We start from the raw sequence: 21007 nt of genomic DNA on the forward strand, positions 1-21007 counted from the left end.
TAGTACTACAGATGGAGTGATGTCAAGTGGCACGTACGAATCCAGAACGGCGACGAGCCCTGCTGGACGCATCGATCGAGGTCCTGGCCCGCGAAGGTGCCCGCGGACTCACCTTCCGAGCGGTCGATCAGGAGGCGGGAGTGCCCGCCGGAACCTCCTCCAACTACTTCCCCAACCGGGACGCACTGCTCGTCCAAGTCGGGAATCGCTATTACGAGCGGTTGATCCCCAGCGACGATGCCATGGCGAAATCGCGCGGACCACAGACCCGCGAGACCATGACCGAACTCATGACAGAGGTGGTCGAGCGGGTCTCCCATTTCCGCACCGGCTATCTCGCGATCCTCGAACTGCGACTGGAGGCCACCCGCCGCCCTGAACTCCAGGCCCTGCTCACCGAACGGGTGCGCGCGGATCTGGACTTCAATATCAGCAACTATCGCGAGTCGGAGATGCCCGGCGACGAGGACGCCGTCGTGATGCTCTATCTCGCGCTGAACTGGCTCATCCTCGACCGGCTCACCCTCCCGGGCATTTTCGACGAACAGCGGGCTGCGGAACTGGTGCGAACGCTCGTGGAGCGCGCGCTTCCGGCCACGTAGGGTCTAACCAGCGGTCACGCGACCACTTGGAGCCGCTACCGTCACCGCCCCCATGTTCCGGTCATCCGCCGGTTGGCAACCGTCGACAACCCGCGACAGTTGAATAGGAGATCTCACCAGTCTTTCGCCGCCGGTCGGCTACCCCGTCTCCAAGCCAGATTTGGTGGTCAGGGCGCTATCGAGAGTGGTGTCCGTGCTTACCGGTTGAAGCCGCAGAATACCCCGTCATCGTCGACGTTATCAGCGAAGTCGCCGAAGTCCATGTTGGAGAGGAGGAAGTTGACCTCGACCTCGGCTATCGCGCTCGGCGCGATCCGGAACACCGGGTAGCCGCTGGGGCCGTCCTCGTCGCTGGTGTCGACCGCCAGGATCGGGTGCTTGGAGTCGGTCATCGTGGTGGCGTCGGCGAGGAACACGTAGGTCTGGCCGTCGACCAGCTCTACCAGTTCATCGGGTGTCAGCCCGTCGAAGGCCGCATCGTCGATGGGCGTCAGCCCCGTCATTGTGTCTTCGTCGTAGGACGCGATGACCGCCGCGAGGGTCTGGGCCCACGCCGCGTCGTCGGTGAAGTCGGTACGCAGCAGAAGCGATTCGCCCTCGGGCAGAGACCGTGCCATGAGGAGGATTGTGCACCACGACAGCTGAACACTGCGCAGGCCACCGTGATTCCGACTCCGCTGCCCGAGGATCGACAGGAGCAGGTCGAGCGTTGTCCGTTCCGGGCAGCGCGGTACAGGCACATCGGACGCGCTGATGTGCACGAACCTTGCCGCCTGCTCCCGCAGTGCGCCGATGTACTCCTCGTGGGTCATCAGCTGGATCTCTCGGTGTTCCGCGATCGCGAGACCATGTCCGCTGATGGCAGCGGAGCGGTGCCGATCACTGACCGGTTCGAAACCGTCGACAACCCACAACAGTTGAATACGCGAGCCCGCCAGTCCGGGACCCAAGTTGGGTAAGCTCGGCGTGGGCCTGCCTTCCGGCTTCGACATCTTCGGCGGTGGGTGGGGTCATGCCTGGCGGAATGTAGTACACGCCCTCGGCCGGCTGTGAGCCGCCGCCGGATGATGTTGCGCGCGAGCTTGCGACAGACATGATGCCCTCTCCTCGTCGACTGCGTTCCCGACGAGGCGTACAGCAGAGACCTCGCGCTACCCCCAAGCCATCAGCGGGTAGCTACTGGAACGATGACCGCAGCGATGGGTCTCGCACCGAACCCAACACCCTCGCTGGTGTTGGTCAGGCGGTGCGTGGGGCATACATGATGACCGCGACGCCGAGTAGGCAGACCAGGGCGCCGGTGAGGTCCCAGCGGTCGGGCCGGAATCCGCCCAGGGCCATACCCCAGGCCAGCGAGCCAGCGACGAAGACGCCGCCGTAGGCGGCGAGGGTGCGCCCGAAGTGGGCATCGGGTTGCAGGGTGGCGACGAATCCGTAAAGCCCCAGCGCGATGACGCCCGCGCCGATCCACGCCCAGCCGCGGTGCTCGCGCACCCCTTGCCACACCAACCAGGCCCCGCCGATCTCGGCGATAGCGGCAAGGACAAACAGCAGGATTGAACGCAACACGGTCATGACCATCGAGCCTACGATTTTGGCCGGTTCGGGCTGCAGGGCAGACACGCGGGGGACGCTCGGACTACCGTCGCTCAGCTCCTCATTTGCCCTCGGAGTCGCTGAGCGAACCGGAATTGTGTGCGGTGACGCGACTCGACGCGCCGCGACGCCCGGGTCCGGGAAAATCTGGAAATTCATGCGCCGTGGATGTCGAAAACGCTCGGGCAGCTCCGTCCCAGGGGTACGAGCCTCCGAACGGGCCTCGACGACACCGACGAAGGAGCGACCATCATGCAACCGAACGAGATCACCGCGATCCTCAACCTCCCGATCAGCCAGGAGCTCCTGGCTCGCGACCTGCTGCGCATGGCCTACGTCGCCAAGGACGGCACACCCCGCAACATCCCCATCGCCTTCACCTGGAACGGCTCACAGATCGTCGTCTGCACCACGAAGAATGCCCCGAAGCTTCCCTCCCTGCGCCACCACCCCGAGGTCGCGCTGACGATCGACACCGAGGTACATCCGCCGAAGATCCTGCTCATCCGCGGCCGGGCGGAGCTAAACGTGGTGGACGGCATCCCGGAGGAGTACCTACAGATGAACGGCAGCTACGAAATGACCCCCGAGCAGCGCGTCGAGTGGGAGGTCGAGGTCCGCTCGCTCTACGACGGCATGGTCCGGATCGTCATCACCCCGACGTGGGTCAAACTCATCGACTTCGAAACCACCCTCCCCACCGCGGTCGAGGAGCTGATCCAGCAGCGGGCCGAGCGTCAGCGCGCCTGAACCGATCAATCCCGGCCAGAATGGGCCGTAAAGAACCTAAGGAGAACATCATGACGATCCGGATGGATCACGCCGGCATTGTGGTCGAGGATCTCGCGGCTGCTATCGCGTTCTTCGTCGAACTGGGCCTGGAACTGGAAGGCGAAGCAACAGTCGGTGGTCAATGGGCCGACGATCTCCTCGGACTGGACGGCGTGCGAGCAGACATCGCCGTCGTACGGACTCCGGACGGCCATGGCCGGGTCGAGCTCTCGACGTTCCACTCGCCAGCGACCACCAGCACTGCGCCGAAAGCGCCGGTGAACACCCCGGGCATCCCTCGCCTGACATTCGTCGTCGACGACGTCGAGGACGTGCTCGACCGCCTGCGCGCCCATGGCGCCGAACCCGTGGGCACGGTAGCCCACTACGAAGACATCTACCGGTACTGCTACGTCCGCGGCCCCGACAGCATCATCATCGGGCTTGTCGAGGAACTCCACTGAACGACGCTCCTCGCCGCAAGGCTCCCGAGCAAGCGCCGACAGTGACTCGAACCACCCCGAAAATCAACTGGCAGAGATGATGTCGGCCATTCACCATGCGCGAACTCGCCGCATATCGAGGGGTTTTCTCTTGGTCACGATCGGTATAGGTCGTACTGGGTGTTCAATCGCCGAGCGCCTGGTGCGGCTCCATCCGCAACCGCCACTGTTCCGGCGTGCCATGCGCTCCGGCCGGCCTGCTGGGGATCTCGTCCAACGCCTTGGCCCCTGCCTCCAGGAACGCCTGCTTCCACTTACCCACCGATGCCGTACTCCCCCGCGGGATCGTCTGGGCCGAAAGAGTGATCGCCTGGTTTCGGAATCCGCTGGGAACCGGAAGCGATCGCCGTCACCGACCGCTGGGGCAGCGCCCACTACGGCCACCTCACCGGCCTGCTGTCCGCAACCCTGACGATCACCATGGCCCTCGCACCGTTCGTGGCCACCGCGGTGGCCGCTGCCGTCGGCGGCTACGCCACCGCCTCGACGACGTAACTGAATACGCGTTCGAAACTCCAGGGATGCAACGCCCCTAGGTGTATGAGGCCACGACGTTGGTGACGTGTTGGCTTAGCGCGGGTAAGGGTTCATGTAGGCCATCCGGGTGTGCCCGTCGAACGCGGAGTGCAGGTACACGTAGCCGCGTCGCCCGGTCGCGGCGGCGCCTTTTATGTTGTTCCTGGTTCGTGCGGCTGCGCGGGCTTGATCGGAGTCACGGCCGTGGGCGCGCCATCCGCCGCCGTCCGGGATGCACCCGACCTTCTTCACGTCCACGTGAACCATGTGCCCGGGCCGCTTAGCCACGATTACCCGAGGTTCGCGGTTCGACACGCCATCGGGGTCGATGAACCGGCGCCGGTTCAGGCCGAGTTGCGCCAGCAAACGGGTGCGACGACTGATGGTGACGCCGGTTCCGTTCAGTTCGAAGGTGATCCGTGATGCCGACCACTTGTGCTCCCGGCGCATCGCCTGGATTCGGTGCACTACCTCGGCGCTGGTCGCCGTCGGCTGCCCGTGCGGTGTCGACGGCCGGTCGAGCAGCCCGATATCGCCGTGCTTACGCCACCGGTTCACCCATTTGGACGCGCCCGCGCGGGAGACTCCCATTTCCGCGGCGACGTGGGCGATCGGGCGAGTCTTGCAACGGTCGACCAAGCGTCGACGGCCTTCCACAGTCAAGGGCGCATCGGCGTGAGTCACGGGAGTTCGCTTCCTGCGACACGGGCCAACTCGGCGGAAGTCACGCCGGGTTGTGCCACACGGCGGCTGGTTGCCCAAACCGCCAACGCACTGATCGCGAACGCAGCACCGAGAATGCTGGACCCGGTCCATCCGGCGACGGAGTACACGGCGGTAGTGGTGACTGCGCCGAGCGCCGAGCCCACGGAGTAGAACAGCATGTAGCTGCCGATGACGCTGCTGGTACGGCCCGAGTGGGATGCGGTGAGTAGATGCTGGTTGCTGACATGCACAGCCTGCACGGCGAAATCGAGCACGATCACGCCAACGATGAGCAGCCACAGTGACCAAGATGCTTGTGCCGTTGCCAGCCATGAGGCAGCCAGGAGCGCGAGCGCCGCCCCTGTAACCGCGCTCGCGCAACCGTCATCTGCCCAATGTCCGGCTCGGCCTGCGCCCAGCGCGCCCGCCAGCCCGGCGATTCCGAACAAGCCGATCTGAGCGGTGCTGAGATGCCACGGCGATGCCTCGAGTGGCAGCGCCAGGCCGCTCCAGAGTGCGCCGAAGGAGGCGAACAAGAAGAAGGCGATCAGTCCGCGCGAGATGAAAAGTCGTTCACGAAACAACTTGCACGACGTCTTCAGCACCTGCCGATACTCGGCCCGGCCGGCGTGCGCGTCGACTGGCACGAGCATCAGGACGAGAAATGCCAGCACAATGAGAAGGACGGCCAACGCGGCGTAAACGCTGCGCCAACCCCAGGCCGTGGCCAGAGCGCCAGCCACGACCCGCGCACCGAGAATGCCAACGACGACGCCGGAGGTCACCAGGCCCAGAGTGCGTCCGCGCTCCTGCGGTGCCGATACGGCCGCTGCGTACGCGACCGTTGTCTGCACGACGACCGCAAACAGGCCGGCGATTGCTACTCCGGCGAGCATCACCCACGTGCGAGCGGCAGTTGCCGCAATCACGACGCCAACGGCAGTAAGCAGCAGGTGCCCGGCGATGAGCTTGCGCCGGTCGATCATGTCACCCAACGGAACGAGAAAGACCAACCCCACCAAGTAGCCGAGCTGCCCTGCCGTGACGATCCACCCCAGACCACCACCTGATACACCCAGATCGTTGCCGATCTGAGTGAGGATGGGCTGGGCTGAATAGATGGTCGCGACGGAAACCGCGCAGATCGTGGCGAATAGTAGGCGTCGACCGAGAGACATAAACACCGAGGTTCCAATCAGTAGCATTTTGCAACCATTCAGACGGTACGTCACAATGGTTTCAATTAGCAACTGTTATGGAGGGCGTGATGACCCAGCCGACTACTGCCGGCACTGATTGGACCGATCCAACCTGCCCTGTCGCACGCACGCTCGACATGGTCGGCGACCGCTGGAGCCTGCTGATCGTTCGCGATGCCATGGATGGTGCACGGGCATTCGGGGACTTCCAGCAGGCCACTGGAATCGCGCGCAACATCCTCACGGACCGACTCCGGAGACTGGTCCAACGCGGCATCATCGAACGGAAACCCGCCCCGTCAGGCAGGCGGCACATCTACACACTCACTCCCGCCGGGCGGGATTTGTTCACCGTCGTCGTTGCCTTGCGTCAGTGGGGTGAGCGGCACACATTCATGCCGACCGAGGAGCGCTCCGTCCTCGTCGACGAATACGGTCTCCCGATCCCCGAGCTACAGCCAAAAAGCTCAACTGGCAGGCCCGTGAACCCCGAAACGACATCCGTGCAGAGGAATCGATGACCACGGAAGCCGCTTGCGTGTGATGTGTCTGGATGCGCATCCGTCAACGACGTACTGTCCCGCAACACCTAGGGTTTCGTGCGCTTGAAGGGAGCGCAGATAAGGGCTGCATGCTGAGCAACACGCATCATTCTCACGGCATCGGAACGTGGGATAGCTAGACGATTACGACTACGGCAAGTCCACATCACTCCCCCTCGACTTGTGGCCAGACCTCATTGCTTACGGCAAATGCGTATACGACACGCCCGGACAGTTGATGCGTGCCATTTGCTCCACGAGGCGGGATCGCCACTGCACAGCAGAGTCTCCAGAGGACTGCGACTGCCATTATTCGAGCACCGTGGCTGAGGTGGCGGTGGGTCCGGCGTGTGGAGTCGAGGTCATCCCTTCTCCGGACCAAGGACGAAACAGGCGGTCTTCATCCGCGACACTCTGCGAGATCCAGGCTCGTGATGAACGCACGCAGGTGCCGGTCGACCTCTTCGGGCTTCTTGATCGAACTCAGATGCCCTGCGCCGGGAATGATTACGAGCTGTGCACCCGAAATGCTCGCGGCAGCACGGGTTTTGTGCCGAAGAGGGATGAATCGATCATCATCGCCCGCAACCACTAACACCGGAGTGGTCCCGAGCGTGGCCAACCCTGCGCTGTGGTCGCACAGGGCGGTGTCGGCGATCAATGCCAGCAGACTCATGGTTCGCAAGGATGTGACGAGTCGGCGCGCGCGGTCGATGTGCGCGATCCGTGTACGCGGACCGGTGCCCACCTGGCTGCCCGAGCCGTGTGTCGAGTGTCGTCGCTCGCTGGTATCGGTGAGCAGCCGGCGCAGCGGAGGTACCACCCACCAGAGCGCTCGGACCAATACGCGGGTCGCGAAACCGGGCAGCCGCAACGCGATTTCGCCCCATCGGGAGGGGACGGTGTCCAACAATGCGACGCCCACGATGCGAGTGCCGAACAGTTCGGGTCGATGCGCAGCCAAGGCGCATACCGCCATACCTCCCAACGAATGCGCGACCAGGACCACCGGTCGATCGGGCGCGACGGAGTCGATGATCGCGGCGATGTCGAGGCCGAGTTGGTCGACGGTAGCGCAGTCGACTGGGGATTCGTCTGAGCGGCCGTGACCGCGATGGTCGAACAGGACAATCGTGCCCAGATCCGCGAGTGTCTTGCGCTGCCGACTCCAGTAGACAAGTGCAGTGTTGATCCCGCTCACCAAGATGATGACTCGCCTGGCGTCGCGATCGCCGTCGAGCTCGACATGCAGTCCGGTGCCATCGTCGGCGAGCACCCGAGTTTCGTTCACGCCCCCCACCTTTGCCTCAGTGATGCATAAGCAGGACCATTGTAATTTATCCTCGCTATAATTCTTGATCAGCGCACGGTGGTGCGTGGGATCCAGTCGAGGGGGTTGACGCGTGATCGTGCACCTTACTGATGTCTTCGCCCCCCGCGTCGGCGGCATCGAGGTTCAGATCGAACGGTTGGCGCGCGCCCAAACAGCTGCGGGCGAGGAAGTCCGTGTGATCACTGTGACGAGCGGGGCCGTTGACGATATGACTCTGCCGTACAGGGTGCATCGCATCACCCGTGCTGGACACCTGCGTTCGTTGCTGCTGCGCCTTCGACCGCAGGTGGCGCATGTGCATCTGAGCGTCTATTCACCGTTCGCGCTGCGCTCCGTGAGACAGTTAGGGCTGCTCCGGATTCCGACCGTGATGACGGTGCACAGTATGTGGGACGCGCCGGTGCGGGCGTGTTATCGCCTGATCGGAAGTGCCGGTGACTGGCGACGTCGGTTCGTGCTGACGGCGGTGAGCACAGTGGTCGCCGACCAGGTCGCCCGCGCGTTGCCCGGGACCGCGGCGGTCGTTGTTCCCAATGGCGTCTCACCGGCATTGCAGCAGAACATCTCTCGCATATCGGGAGAACTACATGTTGTCTCTGTCGGACGGTTGGTGACCCGTCGGCAACCGTTGATTCTGCTGAAAGTCCTTCGGATGGCACAGCAACGGCTCGATGGCGAGGTCGCAGTGCGGGCCACCGTTGTGGGCGCCGGCCCACGGACGGACGCGATGCGGCGGTACCTGCATCGACATGGCATGACCGGGTGGGTGCAGTTGGTCGGGGTACAGGAACAGCACGCCATCCGTGACATCTTGGCCACCGCGGATGTCTACCTGAACGTGACCAGTCGCGAAGCGTTCGGTCTGGCCACATTGGAAGCGCGCACCGCGGGGCTGCCAGTGGTCGCCCGATCCGGCACAGGGGTGGCCGATTTCGTCGAGCACGGCCGTGAGGGTTTGTTGGGCGACACGGCAGCCGAGCTGGTGACGGCCTTGGTGCAGCTCGGGCGCGACATGCAGCTACACCACCGGGTGGCCGCACACAATCGCACGGTGGCACCGTCGGAACACAGTTGGCCGGTCGTGCTGAATCGGCTTCGCCATTGCTATGACGAGGCGGAACGTCGAGCATGCATGTCCCGCGCGACGGCGGCGGGGAAGGCCGCCTGATGATTTCGCCCATGCATATTGCCCGGATCTCTTTGAGCAACGTTGATCATCTGCGCGAGCGGTTCGGCAACGCCACCGTTGCCGGCCTGACTCGCGACGTCACCCGGGCGGCCCGGCTCCTGCGGTGCGACCCGGCTCCACGGATGGTGCCCGCGCGTGCCGGACGCGTCGTCGTGACACTGTCGACGGTGCCGCAACGACGCAGGCACCTGCGCCCGGTCCTGCGCAGCCTTCTGGACCAGACCGTCCCTGCCGATCGGCTGCTGCTGGCCTGGCCGCGGCATTCGCTCCGGTCGGGGGTTGCCTACCCCGACCCGCCGTCGCTGCCCGCGGGGGTGGACATTGTGCGGTGCGAGGACCAAGGTCCGGCGACGAAGTTGCTGCCCGCGCTGCGGGCGGAGCCGAACGCGGTGCTGGTGGTCGTCGACGACGACGCGATCTACCCTGAGACGTTCCTCGAGGACCTGCTCGCCGCCCATCACCAGGTTCCGACCGCAGCGTTGGGATTGCGTGGGCAATATGTACGGTTCGGTTGTGACCCAAGATATCTCGGGCATGTCTGCGGGACGGCGGTGCTCGAGCACGTCCCGGTCGACGTGTTGATGGGCATGTGGGGATATCTGATTCCGCCCGGATCGCTGGACGAGGTTGTGCATGATTTCGAAGGTTGGCCCGACGAGGTGCGATGGCAGGATGATGTGTGGATCTCCGCGCATCTCGCCCGGCGGCGAGTGTCGCGGCTCGTGGTACCTGTGAGCGGCACGCCACTCGAGTCCCCCGGTGCGTTCGTGGGAGCGTTGCATCACACGGTGAATCGCTCCGGCCATAACGAGGCGGTAGCGTTCGAGACGTTCAAGACGTGGTGGTGACGATCGGCAGCACCACCCCGCTCGGTCTGTGCGGGTCGTGGAAAACCTCCTGCTCCACGACCTCGCGGTGGCGAGCAAAGCGGGGCACCGCGGCACTACAGACGTGCACTCGGAGTCGATGGCCTGCAGCGAATTGGTGGGCTGTCGGCCACAATTCGACCTCGGTCCTGCCCATTGTCTCGTGACCGACCCGGCGCACGCCCTCACAGATGTTGTACGAGCGACCGTCGGGATGCACATCGCACAGCCGCACCACGAAATCTGCGCCCGTTGGCGGGCTGCTGTGGAAATACAGCCGGGCAGTCGCGGTGCCGATCACCTCCACCGGGTCGCTCAGCGGTTCGCTGGTGTAGGTCAGCAGGTCTGGGCGAGTCTCGATCTGGCGGCAGTCCTGGGGGCGAGAATGGCCGACGATCACCGGCCCTCGCGGCGCCGGGGTTGGGTCGGCGGGGTCGTAGCAATAGCGTTCACTGCCAGACTCGTCGGGACCACTTCGGGCCAGTCGCCCGCCCGTGTGCAAGAACCATGGGACCGAGCAAGTTCCGGGTGGGGGCCAGTTGGCGTAGTCCCGCCATTGCCGCGCACCCGTGACGAACAGCCGGATAGGAAGCTCCCGCAAACCCGCGCGGTCACCGCACAGATGCGCCTGGAACCATTGCCGTGCTTCGCGGTTCGCGGTGAGAAACAGCTGTGGGTGATAGTGCCCCCACGGTCCGACCGTCAGATATGGATTGCCGCCTGCCGCCCGCAGCGCAAGAAAGTCGCGAATCAGACCGGGTAGGAAGATGTCGTACCATCCGCCGACCAGATGCACCGATGCCGCGACGCTGGATCGAGGCACATGGCTGTGATCCAATCCTGCTCGCAGCGGGCTGCCCGGCCCTTCGTCGGCGATGACGGCTTGGTAGAACGGCACCGTTCTACCTCCGGTCGCCACGTCGAGTTCGGCCGCAGGCCGACCGGACGCAATGGCCCGGCGCGCCCGCCTGGGCGCCAACAATGCGGTGGTGAAGCTGTGGTTGGAGCACCAGATGAGCACCGACTCCAGCGCGGTCGACCCGCCGGTAAAGATCGTGTCGGCGATCGACGATGCCGCCACATGCACTGACATCGCGCGTAATTCGGTCACGTCGGCCGTAATAGCCCAGTGTGCGAACCCCATCGCGCTCATTCCGTGCAACGCGAGGGGCCCATGGAACCAGGGTTGTGCACGCAGCCACGCCACCGTGGCAAGGCCGTCCTCCCGCTCGGTACTCAAAGGCAACACCTCGTCGCAGGATCTTCCGTCCTGCACGACGACCTGGAAGCCGTGTCGAGCGAAGTAGCAGCCGTAAAGGATGCCCATCGGGCGGCGGCCCATCGGCGACCGAACCAGGATTGTCGCCTGTGCTGGGCTGTTGGCGGGCAGGTAGAGATCGGCGAGCAAGAGGGTGCCGTCAGCCATGGGGATGGACAGATCGCGTTCGATACGAAAGTTAAACATCGCGTCGCACAAACCATTCGGTGCCGAGTACCCATCGGAACACCGGCTGCGGCAACCGCAGCAGAGCGGCCAACGTGCGCACTCCGTCACCGCCAGCTGCCTGACTGGCGTGCGCGGCCATGCTCGCCCGCTTACCTGCTGCGTAGCCGCGGACGTTCACCCGGTGAGTGATCGCGCTGCCCGGCGAGTAGCTGCTGGCGAGCCGGTCCGGCGTCAGCCCGGTCGGTGTCAGGCGAAACAGGGCGGCGATCCGGATCGCCCGCAGCAGCATGTCGCGGTCGACGGTCGCTTCCAGCAGTACCGGTGTACCCGCGATCCGCGCCGCGAGCGAACCCACGTGATGCAGATGAACATGGTCGGGATGCCCATAGCCCCCCGCCGGGTCGTAGGACGTGACCAGCTCGGCGCGCTCCTCGACCAGCAGTGCGGCGATCCGCTCCGCCGCCTGCTCGACTGGAGTAGCGGAGAACGAGTCCGATACGGCACCATCCGATCCGGAATCCCCGTAGCCGAGGAACTCCACCCGAGCGCAGCCGAGGGCGGCCGCCGAGTCCATCGTTTCCCGCCGCCGTCGCGCGCCGAGTTCGGTCCCGGCAGGCGAATCCGTGAGTCCCGCTTCACCGTCTGTGGCGACCACAAGGACGACCCGACGGCCCTCGGCGGCCAGGCGCGCCATCGTGCCCGCAGTCAACAAGGACTCGTCGTCCGGATGGGCATGCAGGAACACGCACGTCGAACTCATGAGACCTGCCCGCGGCGCGCGGCGTTCTCACCGGCGTCCCGCGCCGCGGCCTCCTCTGGGCCGGGTGCGGTGCCACCGAGATGCTCAGGCTGCCACCACTTCTCGGTGCCAGAGCACGGGTACTCGCGTTGTGCGCAGTCCAGCAGTGCCTGCATAGCCACGCGCAGCTGCTCGGTGACCTCCTCGGGGTCGTCGTGGAGCGTCGGGCGCAGTGGTTCGCCGATGAGGACGGTGATGGGCAACCCCGGCTGGACCAGCTCGCGGCGGCCCTTGGTCCACAACCGGTGCGTTCCCCACACCGCCACAGGGATCAACGGCACGCCAGCCGCGCCCGCCAGCCGCCCCGCGCCAGTCCGCAGCCGCTGGACGGTGAACGACTGGGCAATAGTGGCCTCAGCGAACACACCAACGACCTCGCCGGACTTCAATGCGTCCGAGGCTGCGTAATACGCCGCGCCTCCCCTCTCAGGCCGGACCGGAATCTGCCGGAGGCCGCGCATCATCGGCCCGTACACCCGGTGGTCGAACAACTCCTGGAGCGCCAGGAACCGCACGCTGCGCCCGGATGCGCCCAAGGCGACTGCGAACGGGTCGAGATAGGACACATGATTGGCGACGATCACCGCGCCGCCCGTCGCGGGGATGTTCACGTCGCCACGGATTTGGATCCGCAGCCCCAGCGCGCGAGACGCTACCCTGACAGCGAGAACTACTGCGGGATAGAGGACATCACCCATACCGTGACAATCTAGTGTGTCGGTCCCGAAATCTTCGCCGTATGTTTGGCGAGGGAGTAGCCGATTTCCTCGGCGGTCTTGCGCGAGACGAGCGGTTGCGGGCCCGCCGCTGCCTCTATCGAAACGATGATTCGAACAGTCGGGAATAGGCGCTACCCGGGTACATAGCCGTTCGGTGCTCGAACGGCATCGCTCGGTACCTTGCTTCCGGAACGGAATGAACGGACGGCTGCCTCGCGCCGTTTCTGCCGGAACCCCCGTCCTCGGCAGCGGCGTCGCGCGCCTGTCAACCTCGATCCTGCCGACCTTGCAACCGGGAGCCACCGGCAGCAGGTACTGATAGCAGCTATACAAGTCCTTGTCGGGGTGAGCGGTCGCAGCAGGAGAGAGCTTCCACCGGTCCAGGCGTTCCCGTAGCTCCGTTGGAAGCACGTCGTAAAAGGGGTACTCGTGGGCCCGCTCAGGGTGCAGCGAACATGGCTGCGGCATCCAGAAGTCCTCGGCCTGTCGAGGTGCAGGAACCGAATCCAGGAGTGTGACATCGGGTTCGGTCTGCCGCCACACCAGTTTCACGCTCGGTCCGTCGTACACATCGTCCTGGTTGTGCTCGAACGGGTACCACAGCACTTGCAGCACATCGGTGTCGTCGGGGAAGTCGATTTCGGGGAAGTCGTGCCGCCACAACTGTGCGAGGGAAACGAGGTACTCCATATGCAGATCGGGGCAGGTGGGCCACAGCTCGTCTGCCGGCCACCACTGTGGGCCGCCGATATGGCTGTCCGATGCGCTGGGCTGCCCCTGCCGGGGGTGCAGGCGGACCGTGGTACGGGCGTAGGCGGCGAGACCCGGCACTTCTGCGGCGATATCCATCGTCGGCGCGGGTGTGGTCCTTCCCCGGATCGATCTCGGCCCCAGCGCTGCGGCGATAGGCCCAGCCCGCAGCCCCCGTCCGGCGTCGGTGAGCACCTCCCTTCGAAACCTTCCCACTCGGCGACGGCCCCAGCCAGTTCCTCCTCACCTACACCGCCGAGCCCGCGTCACCCTCGCAGGACGCCCTGAATCTGCTGGCCAGCTGGGCCGCGACCAACGACGACATCGAGTGGGCCGCGCCGGCCAACGACTCCGAGCCGGCCGACTCTGCCGAGACACCCGACTGAACGACGAGCCAGACGAGTTGATCCGCGGCAACGTTAGCGGCGTAGCGGCAAACGCGGCCACGGCGGTCAGAGATCGGGTCCGGAATTCTGCGGCGTCGTTGACGGCAAGTCGAGCACCCAGTCGAGCTCCCAGAGCCGCAATGGTGTGCCTTCGCCGGCGGTGAGAGCGAACCGACCGTCCGGGGTGAAAGCGCTTGCCCAGATTCCGGGCTGCCGTGTGTCGAGGGTATGGAGGAACCGTCCGGTGCGTGGATCCCAGACCTGGATCACGCTCGTCGGTCTACCGGGCGTCACGGCCATTACGAAGCGACCATCGCACACGTACCGGACCGTCTGGGCGTCGCCCGTCAGATCCCGCTGGACATGCACGCACGCGCCGGAGACGAGGTCCCAGAGCCGGATAGTTCGATCGCTACCGCTGGACAGCACGAAGCCCCCATCGGGGCTTAACGACACAGACCTGACCCAGTCCGTGTGGTCGGCCAGGATGTGCATGCACTCACCGGTGTCCATGTCCCAGACCCGCACCGTGCGGTCCGTTCCGCCAGACACCGCGCGGCGACCGTCCGGACTCAGCCACACGTCGGTGACGATGAAGCCGTTGCGGCCATGGCCGGGGACCGTGCGCGTGCATCGGCCGTTGTCCAGATCCCAGAGGTGAATGGCATTGTCACTGTCCCCGGTGAGCGCCCAGCGCCCGTCCGCGCTGAAGTACGCCGGCTGGGCGCCACCGCGGGGGTGCTGGTTGGTGATCTTCATCAGGCAGTCGCCGGTATCGATCGACCACAGGCAGATCTCGCCGTTCTGTGTGGCGGACAGTACTCGCTGCTGATCAGGGCTGAGCCGGACGGCGGTCAGCGGGTACGGGCGGTTGTCGATTTCCCGTTTGGAGAGTCCCGTGCTGGTGTCCCACTCCCGCAGGCAGTGTCCCGTGCGGGTGTCGTATACCCGCAGGGTTCTACCGCCGGATACGACGCGCGCACCGTCCGGCGACAGGTCGACCGCGCAGGGCGATATCGAGAGCCCGGGGAACTCACCCACCTGCCAGCTTGCCCGCACTCCGGCACGTGGAAAGACGCCGGCCAGCGCTCGCCAGGCGGACAGCACGTGCGGGGCGCGTTCGTAGCCGCGGGTGTCCCGTGCCCGGGTGAGCAGCTCATGCGCATCGCTGTACCGGCCTGCCTCAATCGCCTCTTCGGCGGCGTCGACAAGCGCGGTCACGTCGGCGTCCAGCTTGGTCAGCTCCTCATGCCGGCGCGGGCGGCTCAACTGCGGCGGTGCGGTGTGGCGGCTGGGCAGGGTCCACCAGCGCACCATGTCCTCATCGGCGGCGACCGCGTGGCCGGAGTCCGGCTCCAGGAGCACCTCCTGCTCCCAACTTGTGGTGGACGAGTAGGTCCGCAGGCAGCGACCGCTGTCCAGCTCCCAGAGGCGGGCGGTGCCGTCATGTCCGCCGGAGAGCAGCAAACGGCTGTCGCCGTGCCAGGACAGCGACGTCACCCGACGGGTGTGGCCGGTCAGGGTGCGTATCTCCCGGCCGGTGGTGAGATCCCAGATTCCGATGTTCTCCCAGGTGCGCGCTCTCGTCTCGCAAGAGCGGGCTATCGCCACGGTCCGGCTGTCCGCGCTGATGGATGCGGGCACGGCCCCGTTTACCCCGTGAAGCTCCCACCGGCGGACACCGGTACTGGTGTCCCACAGTTGCATCGTGTCGTCGTCGTGTCTGATCAGCGCGAACCGCCCGTCCGGGGACAGTCCATACAGCTTGCCCGGCCGACCGAGCCGCAGGCGCAATCTGCCGGTGCGCGCGTCCCAGATCATCACACTGCCGCCGCCCGACTGCGTAGCCGCGATGCGGGCGTCCGCACTAAGCCGCACGGCCGCGACCGGGGCTGACGCTGATTCCCGCATTCCGATATGTCGTGTTCCAGAGGGGGCGTCTTCGCGCATCCCCACTCGCCACAGTTCGCGGCCATGGGTCAGGTCCCACATCTGTACCTCGGTGTCGAGGCCGCACAGGGCGAACCGCCCGTCGGCACTGACGTCGATCTTCTTGTAATAATGCGGCTCGTCCCGTCGAAACAGACACTGTCCACTGTGAATGTCCCATAGCCCTACATGTTTCATGGAAGCGACCAGTGCCCGCTGCCCGTCCGCGGTGAACCGGATTTTGGTCTTCGGTGCGTATTTCGCCTTGCGGCCATCGGCTTCGGTCACCCACCTTTCGTACTCGGGCCACCAGCTCATCGTGCGGGTCTTGACGCAGCGGGCGTCGGTTAGCCGACCCGACCGAACCGTTCGCAGGGCGCTCGCAACGTTGGGCTGTTTCGGCGCGATGTGCTCGACGGTGCGGAGCAGCTCGTGTGCCGCGGCGAGGTCGCCGCGCTCCAAGTGCACCTCGGCCAGCAGGTATCGGGCCAGCCAGGAGTCTCCGGAGGCGGTGCGCGCGGCCTCGAGCTTGCTGATCAGCACATCGTCGGTGATGACGCCGGATCGCCACTGGCGCAGGCCGTCGTTGTAGGTGGCTTCCAGGTGCCGAGGGTCAGCCTCCTGCGCTGCTGCGAAGGTCTCCTCGGCCTCGGCGATCTGCCCCAGGTCGAGCAGCGACAGCGCCCGGTTATTGAGTTCATCGGCGCGGAGGCCGGCCGCACGCGGCATTGTCCTGGGGTATGCGGAGTGCACCGCTGACTTGTAGATGGCCGCGATTTCCGCGGCAATACCGGCCATCGATTTCGGCCGCGGGTCCTCCGGCTTCTCATGCAGGCAGCGCTGGAGCAGTGCGGCCAAGGCGGCTGGCATCGGCGGCGTTCCCGGCTTTGCGGTGCCCCCCGCGAGATATGCGCTCAGGGCCTGCCCTGCCTTGTCGCCTCTCTGCCAGAGGCGGTTGCCGGTGAACATCTCCAACACCGACACCGCGTAGCTGTAGACATCGGTGTGCCGGCTCGAGGCCGCGCCTCGCGTTTGTTCCGGTGAGGCGTACGCAAGGGTCAAACCTGCCCGGCTCACCTGAATGCCGGCCACCTCGCCGTCTGCGCCGGGCTCCGACGTTGTCAAGGGAATCCCAGGGCGAGCGCGGGCGAGGCCGAAGTCGGTGACTTTCACGCTGATGTTGCCATCACGCGTGTCGAGGAGAACGTTGTCGGGTTTCACGTCCTGGTGCACCATGCTCCTCTGGTGCGCGTGCTCGAGTCCCCATGCGAACTGGATCGCCACGTCCAGGACCCGGCGAAGCACATCGTCTGCCGGGCCCTCGTAGAGACGCCCGTCGGTGATCCAGTTACGCAGGCTGCCGCCGGGAACGTATTCGGCGAACACCATGGGCAGCCCACCGAGCTGACGGACGTAATGGCAGCAGCACAGGTTCGGGTGCAGCCCCAGCGAAACCCACTTTTCGGCTTCCTCCACGAACTGCTCGTGAGCTCTGGAGGTGAGCACGACGTCCGGACGAGGCTGTTTCACCGCCAGATCGATCCCCCACTCGAGGTGCTTGACCTGGTAGACCCACCCCATTCCACCCCGGCCGGCCAGTCGGATCACCTCGTACCGGCCGTCGATGATATTCCCAGGCTGCCAGAGCCGTCCCTGCTCGGCGTCGTTCATCCGCACACCTCCTCGCCCAGCAGGTACAAGTCCTGCGGAAGCAGGGTCGCGTCCATCACCAGCACCTGGATCAGATTGTGGTTGAGCGTGTTCCCCACGGGTTCACCGATCCCATCCTCACGCAGCCTTCACGAAAATCGTTCCCGCAGGTGCCTCCGGCACTGAGTTGGCCGAACTCGGCATGGAGATCGGCAGGGAGAGGAATTTGCACCCGGCACTTCATTTTCGACCCTCTTCCGCCCGAACATCCTGACAGCCAGTCACTTTAAGGGCGGTACTCACGGGACCGGTCCCGAGAACGCCCAACTCCACAGGCGGGACGGCGTGGCGCCTGCAGACTCCGTCCCTTCTGTCGGCACGGGTCCCGGCCGGATACAGATGTGAATACGTCAGGGAAACGGAAGGAAGGCAACTCCTCTGGAGCGGTAGTTTGATCCGCGCCACGCCCCGGAATTCGTCGCTGGAGGTGGCGCCGGAGTTGCGGTGTAGGGCCAAGTGGTTTCGTTGGCAGGGGTCAATGCACTCATCACCTCGGCGGGACATCGAAGCTGCACGCGGTGGACGGGCGACCGGTGATCGGGTGACGCGGATGACGTCGAGCGGCGACTTGGCGCAGGCGGCGCAGAACTACACAGCTGACTATGCTAGACCATAGCTAGAATTCCCTCGACATTGCGAGGCCCACAACGAGCCGGGCGACGAGGGAAACGCCCACCAGGAAGAAACAGGCTGACGCGTACTCGGATCTGGCAGTCGCGTCCTGCGTGGACTGTGCGATGCGGACTTAGCCGTCATGATCACACGCGATTCAACCACTCTGACTATCTTCAATTATAGCTAGCTGTGCTAACGTCGACACCCGACTTCGTTCCTCCGAAGTTCGAGCAAAGGAACACCCGTGGTTGAAGAAATCGAGATTCTTGTCGAACGAAGGCAGGAGCCGCGATCGGGCCAGAACGTCAGACGCTGGTTCACACTGGCGGTGCTCTGCGTGGGCTCGATGACGGCCTTCGTCAACGTGTCCTCGACGATCACCGGCCTAGCCCGGATTCAGGACGAGCTGCACGCGTCACCGACTGAAACTGTTTGGATCACAAGTACTTACAGTCTCGTCGTCGCAAGCCTGATCCTGGCGGCCGGCACACTGGCCGATATCGTGGGCCGCAGCGTCGTCTTCATGGTCGGCGCCGTGCTCTTCACCGGCGGGAGCGTCGTCGCCTTCGCTGCGAATGACACAGCATGGCTGATTGTTGGCCAGGCGATCGTCGGTATCGGCGGTGCGGCCATCTTGCCCAGCAGCCTGGCCGTGCTGGCGCACTCATTCGCCGACCCACGCGAGCGTACCGAGGCCGTCAGCATCTGGGCGGGTAGCTCGGGCCTAGGCTTGGCCGCCGGGCCGATCGTGACCGGCGTGCTGCTGGAGCGCTATTCCTGGCACTCGATCTTTGTCACCAATATGGCGCTCGGAGTCATCGCCTTCCTGGGCGCCGTTCTCTTCGTACCGGCGAGTCGCCAACCGGACCGCAAGCTCGACCCGGTGGGCCTCATGCTGGGCACGGTCGCTGTCGCCTCGTTGGCCTTCGCCATTATCGAAGGTAAGACACTCGGCTACTTTTCGATTGAAATCCTTTGTTGCTACACCATTTTCGCTGTCTCGCTGGTCATCTTCGCCTGGTACGAGTCTGGGCACCACGATCCGATGATCGACATCAAGCTCTTCCGATCGGGTTCATTCACCATGGTCATGGCCGTGGCCGCGACCACTATGTTCGGCTTCACCGGCACATCCCTGCTCGTGGTCCTCTACTGCCAGCACGTCCAGGGCATCACCCCGCTCGGTGCGGGTGTCCGCGCGCTAGCCATGTTCGTGCCGTTCATCCTCGTCAGTGCCCTCGCGGGCAAGATCACCCACAGGATCGGCTTCAAGATCATGTTGACGGTCGGCTTGATCGTCATGGCCGCAGGGATTTCGGCGCTGCGCGCGATCGAGGCGGGGCCGGATTCTTTCCGGCTGTGGCCGGGTCTCATCATTGTCGGCATCGGCACCGGACTGCTCGTAGCCCCCTCTACTGCAGCCGCAGTCATCAGCGTCCATAGGACCCAGGCAGGGATGGCCAGTGCGATGGTCAACATGTTCCGCCAACTCGGAAATGTGCTCGGCGCCAGCGTGACCGGCACGATCCTGACCACCAAATTCGGCGACGGACTCGGCGAGCGGCTATCCGGGCACCATCTCCCGCAGCAGACGATCGACTCCGTGGTCGATGCGGCACAGCGCGGCAACCACGATTCCGCCCGTCTCCCAACAGAACTCGTATCACTCGTCGCAGACAGCGCTCGACAGGCCTTCACAGACGCATGCCACCTGAGTACCCTGGTCACCGCCACCATAATTGCCGCCATCGTGATACCCACCGTGTTGCTTATCCGCCATCGGCCGGCCGAACCAACGAACATGGATATCGCGAAGACTGCCGATCCTGGGACCGGAAAGTCTTTCGCGCCTTAGGGGCTGAGCGACCCATGCCGATCCTTATCGTCGGCGTCGGCGTCGGCGTCGGCGTCGGCGCGGTAGGCGGATACTTGCGAGGAGACGCATCGACACCGAGAAGATCTCCGCCCACTGGGAGGACATGTGCCGGGTCGTGGTGTCGATCCATGCGTGCGAGGTCTCCGCACACGACGTCACGCGCATGATTTCCCGCGATGGGGACCCCACCCCGTTGGGGCAGGCCATCGCGCACTACGGGCGGACTTCAAGACCTTGCACATCCTGCGCCTGGCCGACGACGAACCGTATCGCCGGAAAGGCAAGGCCCAAGCCAACCTCGGAGAGGGCCGCCACGACCTGGCGCGGCGGATCTATTACGGGAAGAAAGGGGAGATGACCCGCACCTACTACGAGGGGACAGCTACGCGCCCATGGCTATCCGGTACTCGACGCCGACGCGGAACGGCTCTCAACGTTCATCCGCACCCACATCGGCATCGACGGCCACTACGCTTGTCACCTACCAGACTTCCGGGGCACCCACCGGCCGCTGCGCGACCCCGATACCGTCGAGGAAGGCTGAGACCGGTTTTCGACCAGTCGTTGCTGTCGAACCACAGCATCGTGACAGCTGGCCGTAGATCGCGGCGAGCACCGCGCCTTCCTATTTGGGTGTAGCTCTTCTGGAGTGAGGGTTGATCAGGCGGCGAGTTGGTGGGGCTGTGCCCCTTCGATGGACTCCGGTGGCAATGGGCCATCTGCGCGGCTAGGACGCCGGAACACGACTGTGCGGAGCAGCATCCCGCCGGACAGCACCAGATCGGCGATGGCGGCCAGGTATGCTTGGTGCATCACAGCGCCCGGCATCGGGATGGCAAAGTGCAGCGCCAGCATTGCGCTGTTCATCGCCACAGTCATGGCCCATGCCCCGGGGGATTGCCGGGTCCACAGGTCCCAGGCACACCATAGGCAGCCCAGCGACATCAACGTCGG

At 65.0% G+C, this 21007-nt stretch carries 19 protein-coding genes and 1 pseudogene; 9 read left to right on the forward strand and 11 right to left on the reverse strand.

The window, feature by feature from the left end; genetic code table 11:
• Positions 1–26 precede the first annotated feature (26 nt).
• Positions 27–602 carry a TetR family transcriptional regulator gene (locus AB0H00_RS22425; RefSeq protein WP_357269212.1) on the forward strand — a complete coding sequence of 192 codons (576 nt, stop codon included), beginning with the start codon at positions 27–29 and terminating at the stop codon, positions 600–602.
• A gap of 197 nt (positions 603–799) precedes the next feature.
• Here the strand turns inward: AB0H00_RS22425 and AB0H00_RS22430 are convergent, their stop codons facing one another.
• Both AB0H00_RS22430 and AB0H00_RS22435 read right to left on the reverse strand, forming a co-directional pair.
• Complete coding sequence (locus AB0H00_RS22430) at positions 800–1552, reverse strand: hypothetical protein (RefSeq protein WP_357269215.1); 753 nt, start codon at positions 1550–1552, stop codon at positions 800–802.
• A gap of 289 nt (positions 1553–1841) precedes the next feature.
• Positions 1842–2177 (reverse strand): YnfA family protein, encoded by a 336-nt coding sequence (locus AB0H00_RS22435; RefSeq protein WP_357269218.1) that lies wholly within the window; start codon positions 2175–2177, stop codon positions 1842–1844.
• 273 nt (positions 2178–2450) lie between these two features.
• Between AB0H00_RS22435 and AB0H00_RS22440 the strand changes: the two genes are divergently transcribed.
• Complete coding sequence (locus AB0H00_RS22440; RefSeq protein ID WP_357269221.1) at positions 2451–2948, forward strand: pyridoxamine 5'-phosphate oxidase family protein; 498 nt, start codon at positions 2451–2453, stop codon at positions 2946–2948.
• A gap of 50 nt (positions 2949–2998) precedes the next feature.
• On the forward strand, positions 2999–3433 hold the full coding sequence (locus AB0H00_RS22445) for a VOC family protein (RefSeq protein ID WP_357269224.1): 435 nt from the start codon (positions 2999–3001) through the stop codon (positions 3431–3433).
• 163 nt (positions 3434–3596) lie between these two features.
• Here AB0H00_RS22445 and AB0H00_RS22450 read toward each other — a convergent pair whose 3' ends face one another.
• From AB0H00_RS22450 to AB0H00_RS22460, 3 genes and pseudogenes are all read right to left on the reverse strand, one after another.
• Positions 3597–3734, reverse strand: coding sequence for a hypothetical protein (locus AB0H00_RS22450; RefSeq protein ID WP_357269227.1), 138 nt, complete (start codon positions 3732–3734; stop codon positions 3597–3599).
• A 329-nt stretch (positions 3735–4063) separates the two neighbouring features.
• Positions 4064–4672 (reverse strand): annotated as a pseudogene (locus tag AB0H00_RS22455) (leucine zipper domain-containing protein); the annotation flags it as partial.
• On the reverse strand, positions 4669–5871 hold the full coding sequence (locus AB0H00_RS22460) for an MFS transporter (protein ID WP_357269230.1): 1203 nt from the start codon (positions 5869–5871) through the stop codon (positions 4669–4671). The gene AB0H00_RS22460 and the pseudogene AB0H00_RS22455, both read right to left, overlap by 4 nt.
• Positions 5872–5960: 89 nt before the next feature.
• Between AB0H00_RS22460 and AB0H00_RS22465 the strand changes: the two genes are divergently transcribed.
• Positions 5961–6413: a helix-turn-helix domain-containing protein gene (locus AB0H00_RS22465; RefSeq protein WP_357269233.1), complete on the forward strand. Its 453-nt coding sequence runs from the start codon at positions 5961–5963 to the stop codon at positions 6411–6413.
• Between the two features lie 421 nt (positions 6414–6834).
• On the opposite strand, the gene AB0H00_RS22470 is transcribed toward AB0H00_RS22465, so the two are convergent.
• Complete coding sequence (locus AB0H00_RS22470) at positions 6835–7725, reverse strand: alpha/beta hydrolase (RefSeq protein ID WP_357269236.1); 891 nt, start codon at positions 7723–7725, stop codon at positions 6835–6837.
• 112 nt (positions 7726–7837) lie between these two features.
• On the opposite strand from AB0H00_RS22470, the gene AB0H00_RS22475 reads away from it, so the two are divergent.
• A complete protein-coding gene (locus AB0H00_RS22475; RefSeq protein ID WP_357269239.1) occupies positions 7838–8935 on the forward strand; it encodes a glycosyltransferase family 4 protein in 1098 nt (365 codons plus the stop codon).
• 11 nt (positions 8936–8946) lie between these two features.
• Positions 8947–9804 carry a hypothetical protein gene (locus tag AB0H00_RS22480; protein WP_357269241.1) on the forward strand — a complete coding sequence of 286 codons (858 nt, stop codon included), beginning with the start codon at positions 8947–8949 and terminating at the stop codon, positions 9802–9804.
• Here the strand turns inward: AB0H00_RS22480 and AB0H00_RS22485 are convergent.
• From AB0H00_RS22485 to AB0H00_RS22500, 4 genes are all read right to left on the reverse strand, one after another.
• Entirely contained in the window at positions 9788–11299 is a 1512-nt protein-coding gene (locus AB0H00_RS22485) for a CocE/NonD family hydrolase (RefSeq protein WP_357269244.1), read from the reverse strand. The two genes, AB0H00_RS22480 and AB0H00_RS22485, sit on opposite strands and share 17 nt — an antisense overlap.
• Positions 11280–12029: a PIG-L family deacetylase gene (locus tag AB0H00_RS22490; RefSeq protein WP_357269246.1), complete on the reverse strand. Its 750-nt coding sequence runs from the start codon at positions 12027–12029 to the stop codon at positions 11280–11282. The genes AB0H00_RS22485 and AB0H00_RS22490 overlap by 20 nt, the downstream gene beginning before the upstream one ends.
• Positions 12026–13732: a 1-acyl-sn-glycerol-3-phosphate acyltransferase gene (locus tag AB0H00_RS22495; protein ID WP_357269249.1), complete on the reverse strand. Its 1707-nt coding sequence runs from the start codon at positions 13730–13732 to the stop codon at positions 12026–12028. The genes AB0H00_RS22490 and AB0H00_RS22495 overlap by 4 nt, the downstream gene beginning before the upstream one ends.
• Positions 13733–13989: 257 nt before the next feature.
• On the reverse strand, positions 13990–17523 hold the full coding sequence (locus AB0H00_RS22500) for a protein kinase (RefSeq protein ID WP_357269253.1): 3534 nt from the start codon (positions 17521–17523) through the stop codon (positions 13990–13992).
• Between the two features lie 898 nt (positions 17524–18421).
• Between AB0H00_RS22500 and AB0H00_RS22505 the strand changes: the two genes are divergently transcribed.
• From AB0H00_RS22505 to AB0H00_RS22515, 3 genes are all read left to right on the forward strand, one after another.
• Positions 18422–20032: an MFS transporter gene (locus tag AB0H00_RS22505; protein WP_357269256.1), complete on the forward strand. Its 1611-nt coding sequence runs from the start codon at positions 18422–18424 to the stop codon at positions 20030–20032.
• A gap of 124 nt (positions 20033–20156) precedes the next feature.
• Complete coding sequence (locus tag AB0H00_RS22510; protein WP_357269259.1) at positions 20157–20411, forward strand: Tn3 family transposase; 255 nt, start codon at positions 20157–20159, stop codon at positions 20409–20411.
• Positions 20303–20692, forward strand: a complete 390-nt coding sequence (locus AB0H00_RS22515) for a Tn3 family transposase (protein WP_357269481.1) — start codon at positions 20303–20305, stop codon at positions 20690–20692. Before AB0H00_RS22510 ends, AB0H00_RS22515 begins: the two co-directional genes overlap by 109 nt.
• Before the next feature lie 21 nt (positions 20693–20713).
• Here AB0H00_RS22515 and AB0H00_RS22520 read toward each other — a convergent pair whose 3' ends face one another.
• Positions 20714–20920 carry a hypothetical protein gene (locus AB0H00_RS22520; protein ID WP_357269261.1) on the reverse strand — a complete coding sequence of 69 codons (207 nt, stop codon included), beginning with the start codon at positions 20918–20920 and terminating at the stop codon, positions 20714–20716.
• Between the last annotated feature and the right edge of the window lie 87 nt (positions 20921–21007).

Origin of the sequence: Nocardia sp. NPDC023852 (assembly GCF_040639505.1) — a bacterium.
Taxonomy (GTDB): Bacteria; Actinomycetota; Actinomycetes; order Mycobacteriales; family Mycobacteriaceae; genus Nocardia.

Coding starts and splice junctions, on each gene's coding strand:
- AB0H00_RS22435 (WP_357269218.1), bottom strand. CDS start 2,177: ATGACCGTGTTGCGTTCAATCCTGCTGTTTGTCCTTGCCGCTATCGCC.
- AB0H00_RS22440 (WP_357269221.1), top strand. CDS start 2,451: ATGCAACCGAACGAGATCACCGCGATCCTCAACCTCCCGATCAGCCAG.
- AB0H00_RS22445 (WP_357269224.1), top strand. CDS start 2,999: ATGACGATCCGGATGGATCACGCCGGCATTGTGGTCGAGGATCTCGCG.
- AB0H00_RS22460 (WP_357269230.1), bottom strand. CDS start 5,871: ATGTCTCTCGGTCGACGCCTACTATTCGCCACGATCTGCGCGGTTTCC.
- AB0H00_RS22465 (WP_357269233.1), top strand. CDS start 5,961: ATGACCCAGCCGACTACTGCCGGCACTGATTGGACCGATCCAACCTGC.
- AB0H00_RS22480 (WP_357269241.1), top strand. CDS start 8,947: ATGCATATTGCCCGGATCTCTTTGAGCAACGTTGATCATCTGCGCGAG.
- AB0H00_RS22490 (WP_357269246.1), bottom strand. CDS start 12,029: ATGAGTTCGACGTGCGTGTTCCTGCATGCCCATCCGGACGACGAGTCC.
- AB0H00_RS22500 (WP_357269253.1), bottom strand. CDS start 17,523: ATGAACGACGCCGAGCAGGGACGGCTCTGGCAGCCTGGGAATATCATC.
- AB0H00_RS22510 (WP_357269259.1), top strand. CDS start 20,157: ATGTGCCGGGTCGTGGTGTCGATCCATGCGTGCGAGGTCTCCGCACAC.
- AB0H00_RS22520 (WP_357269261.1), bottom strand. CDS start 20,920: ATGAACAGCGCAATGCTGGCGCTGCACTTTGCCATCCCGATGCCGGGC.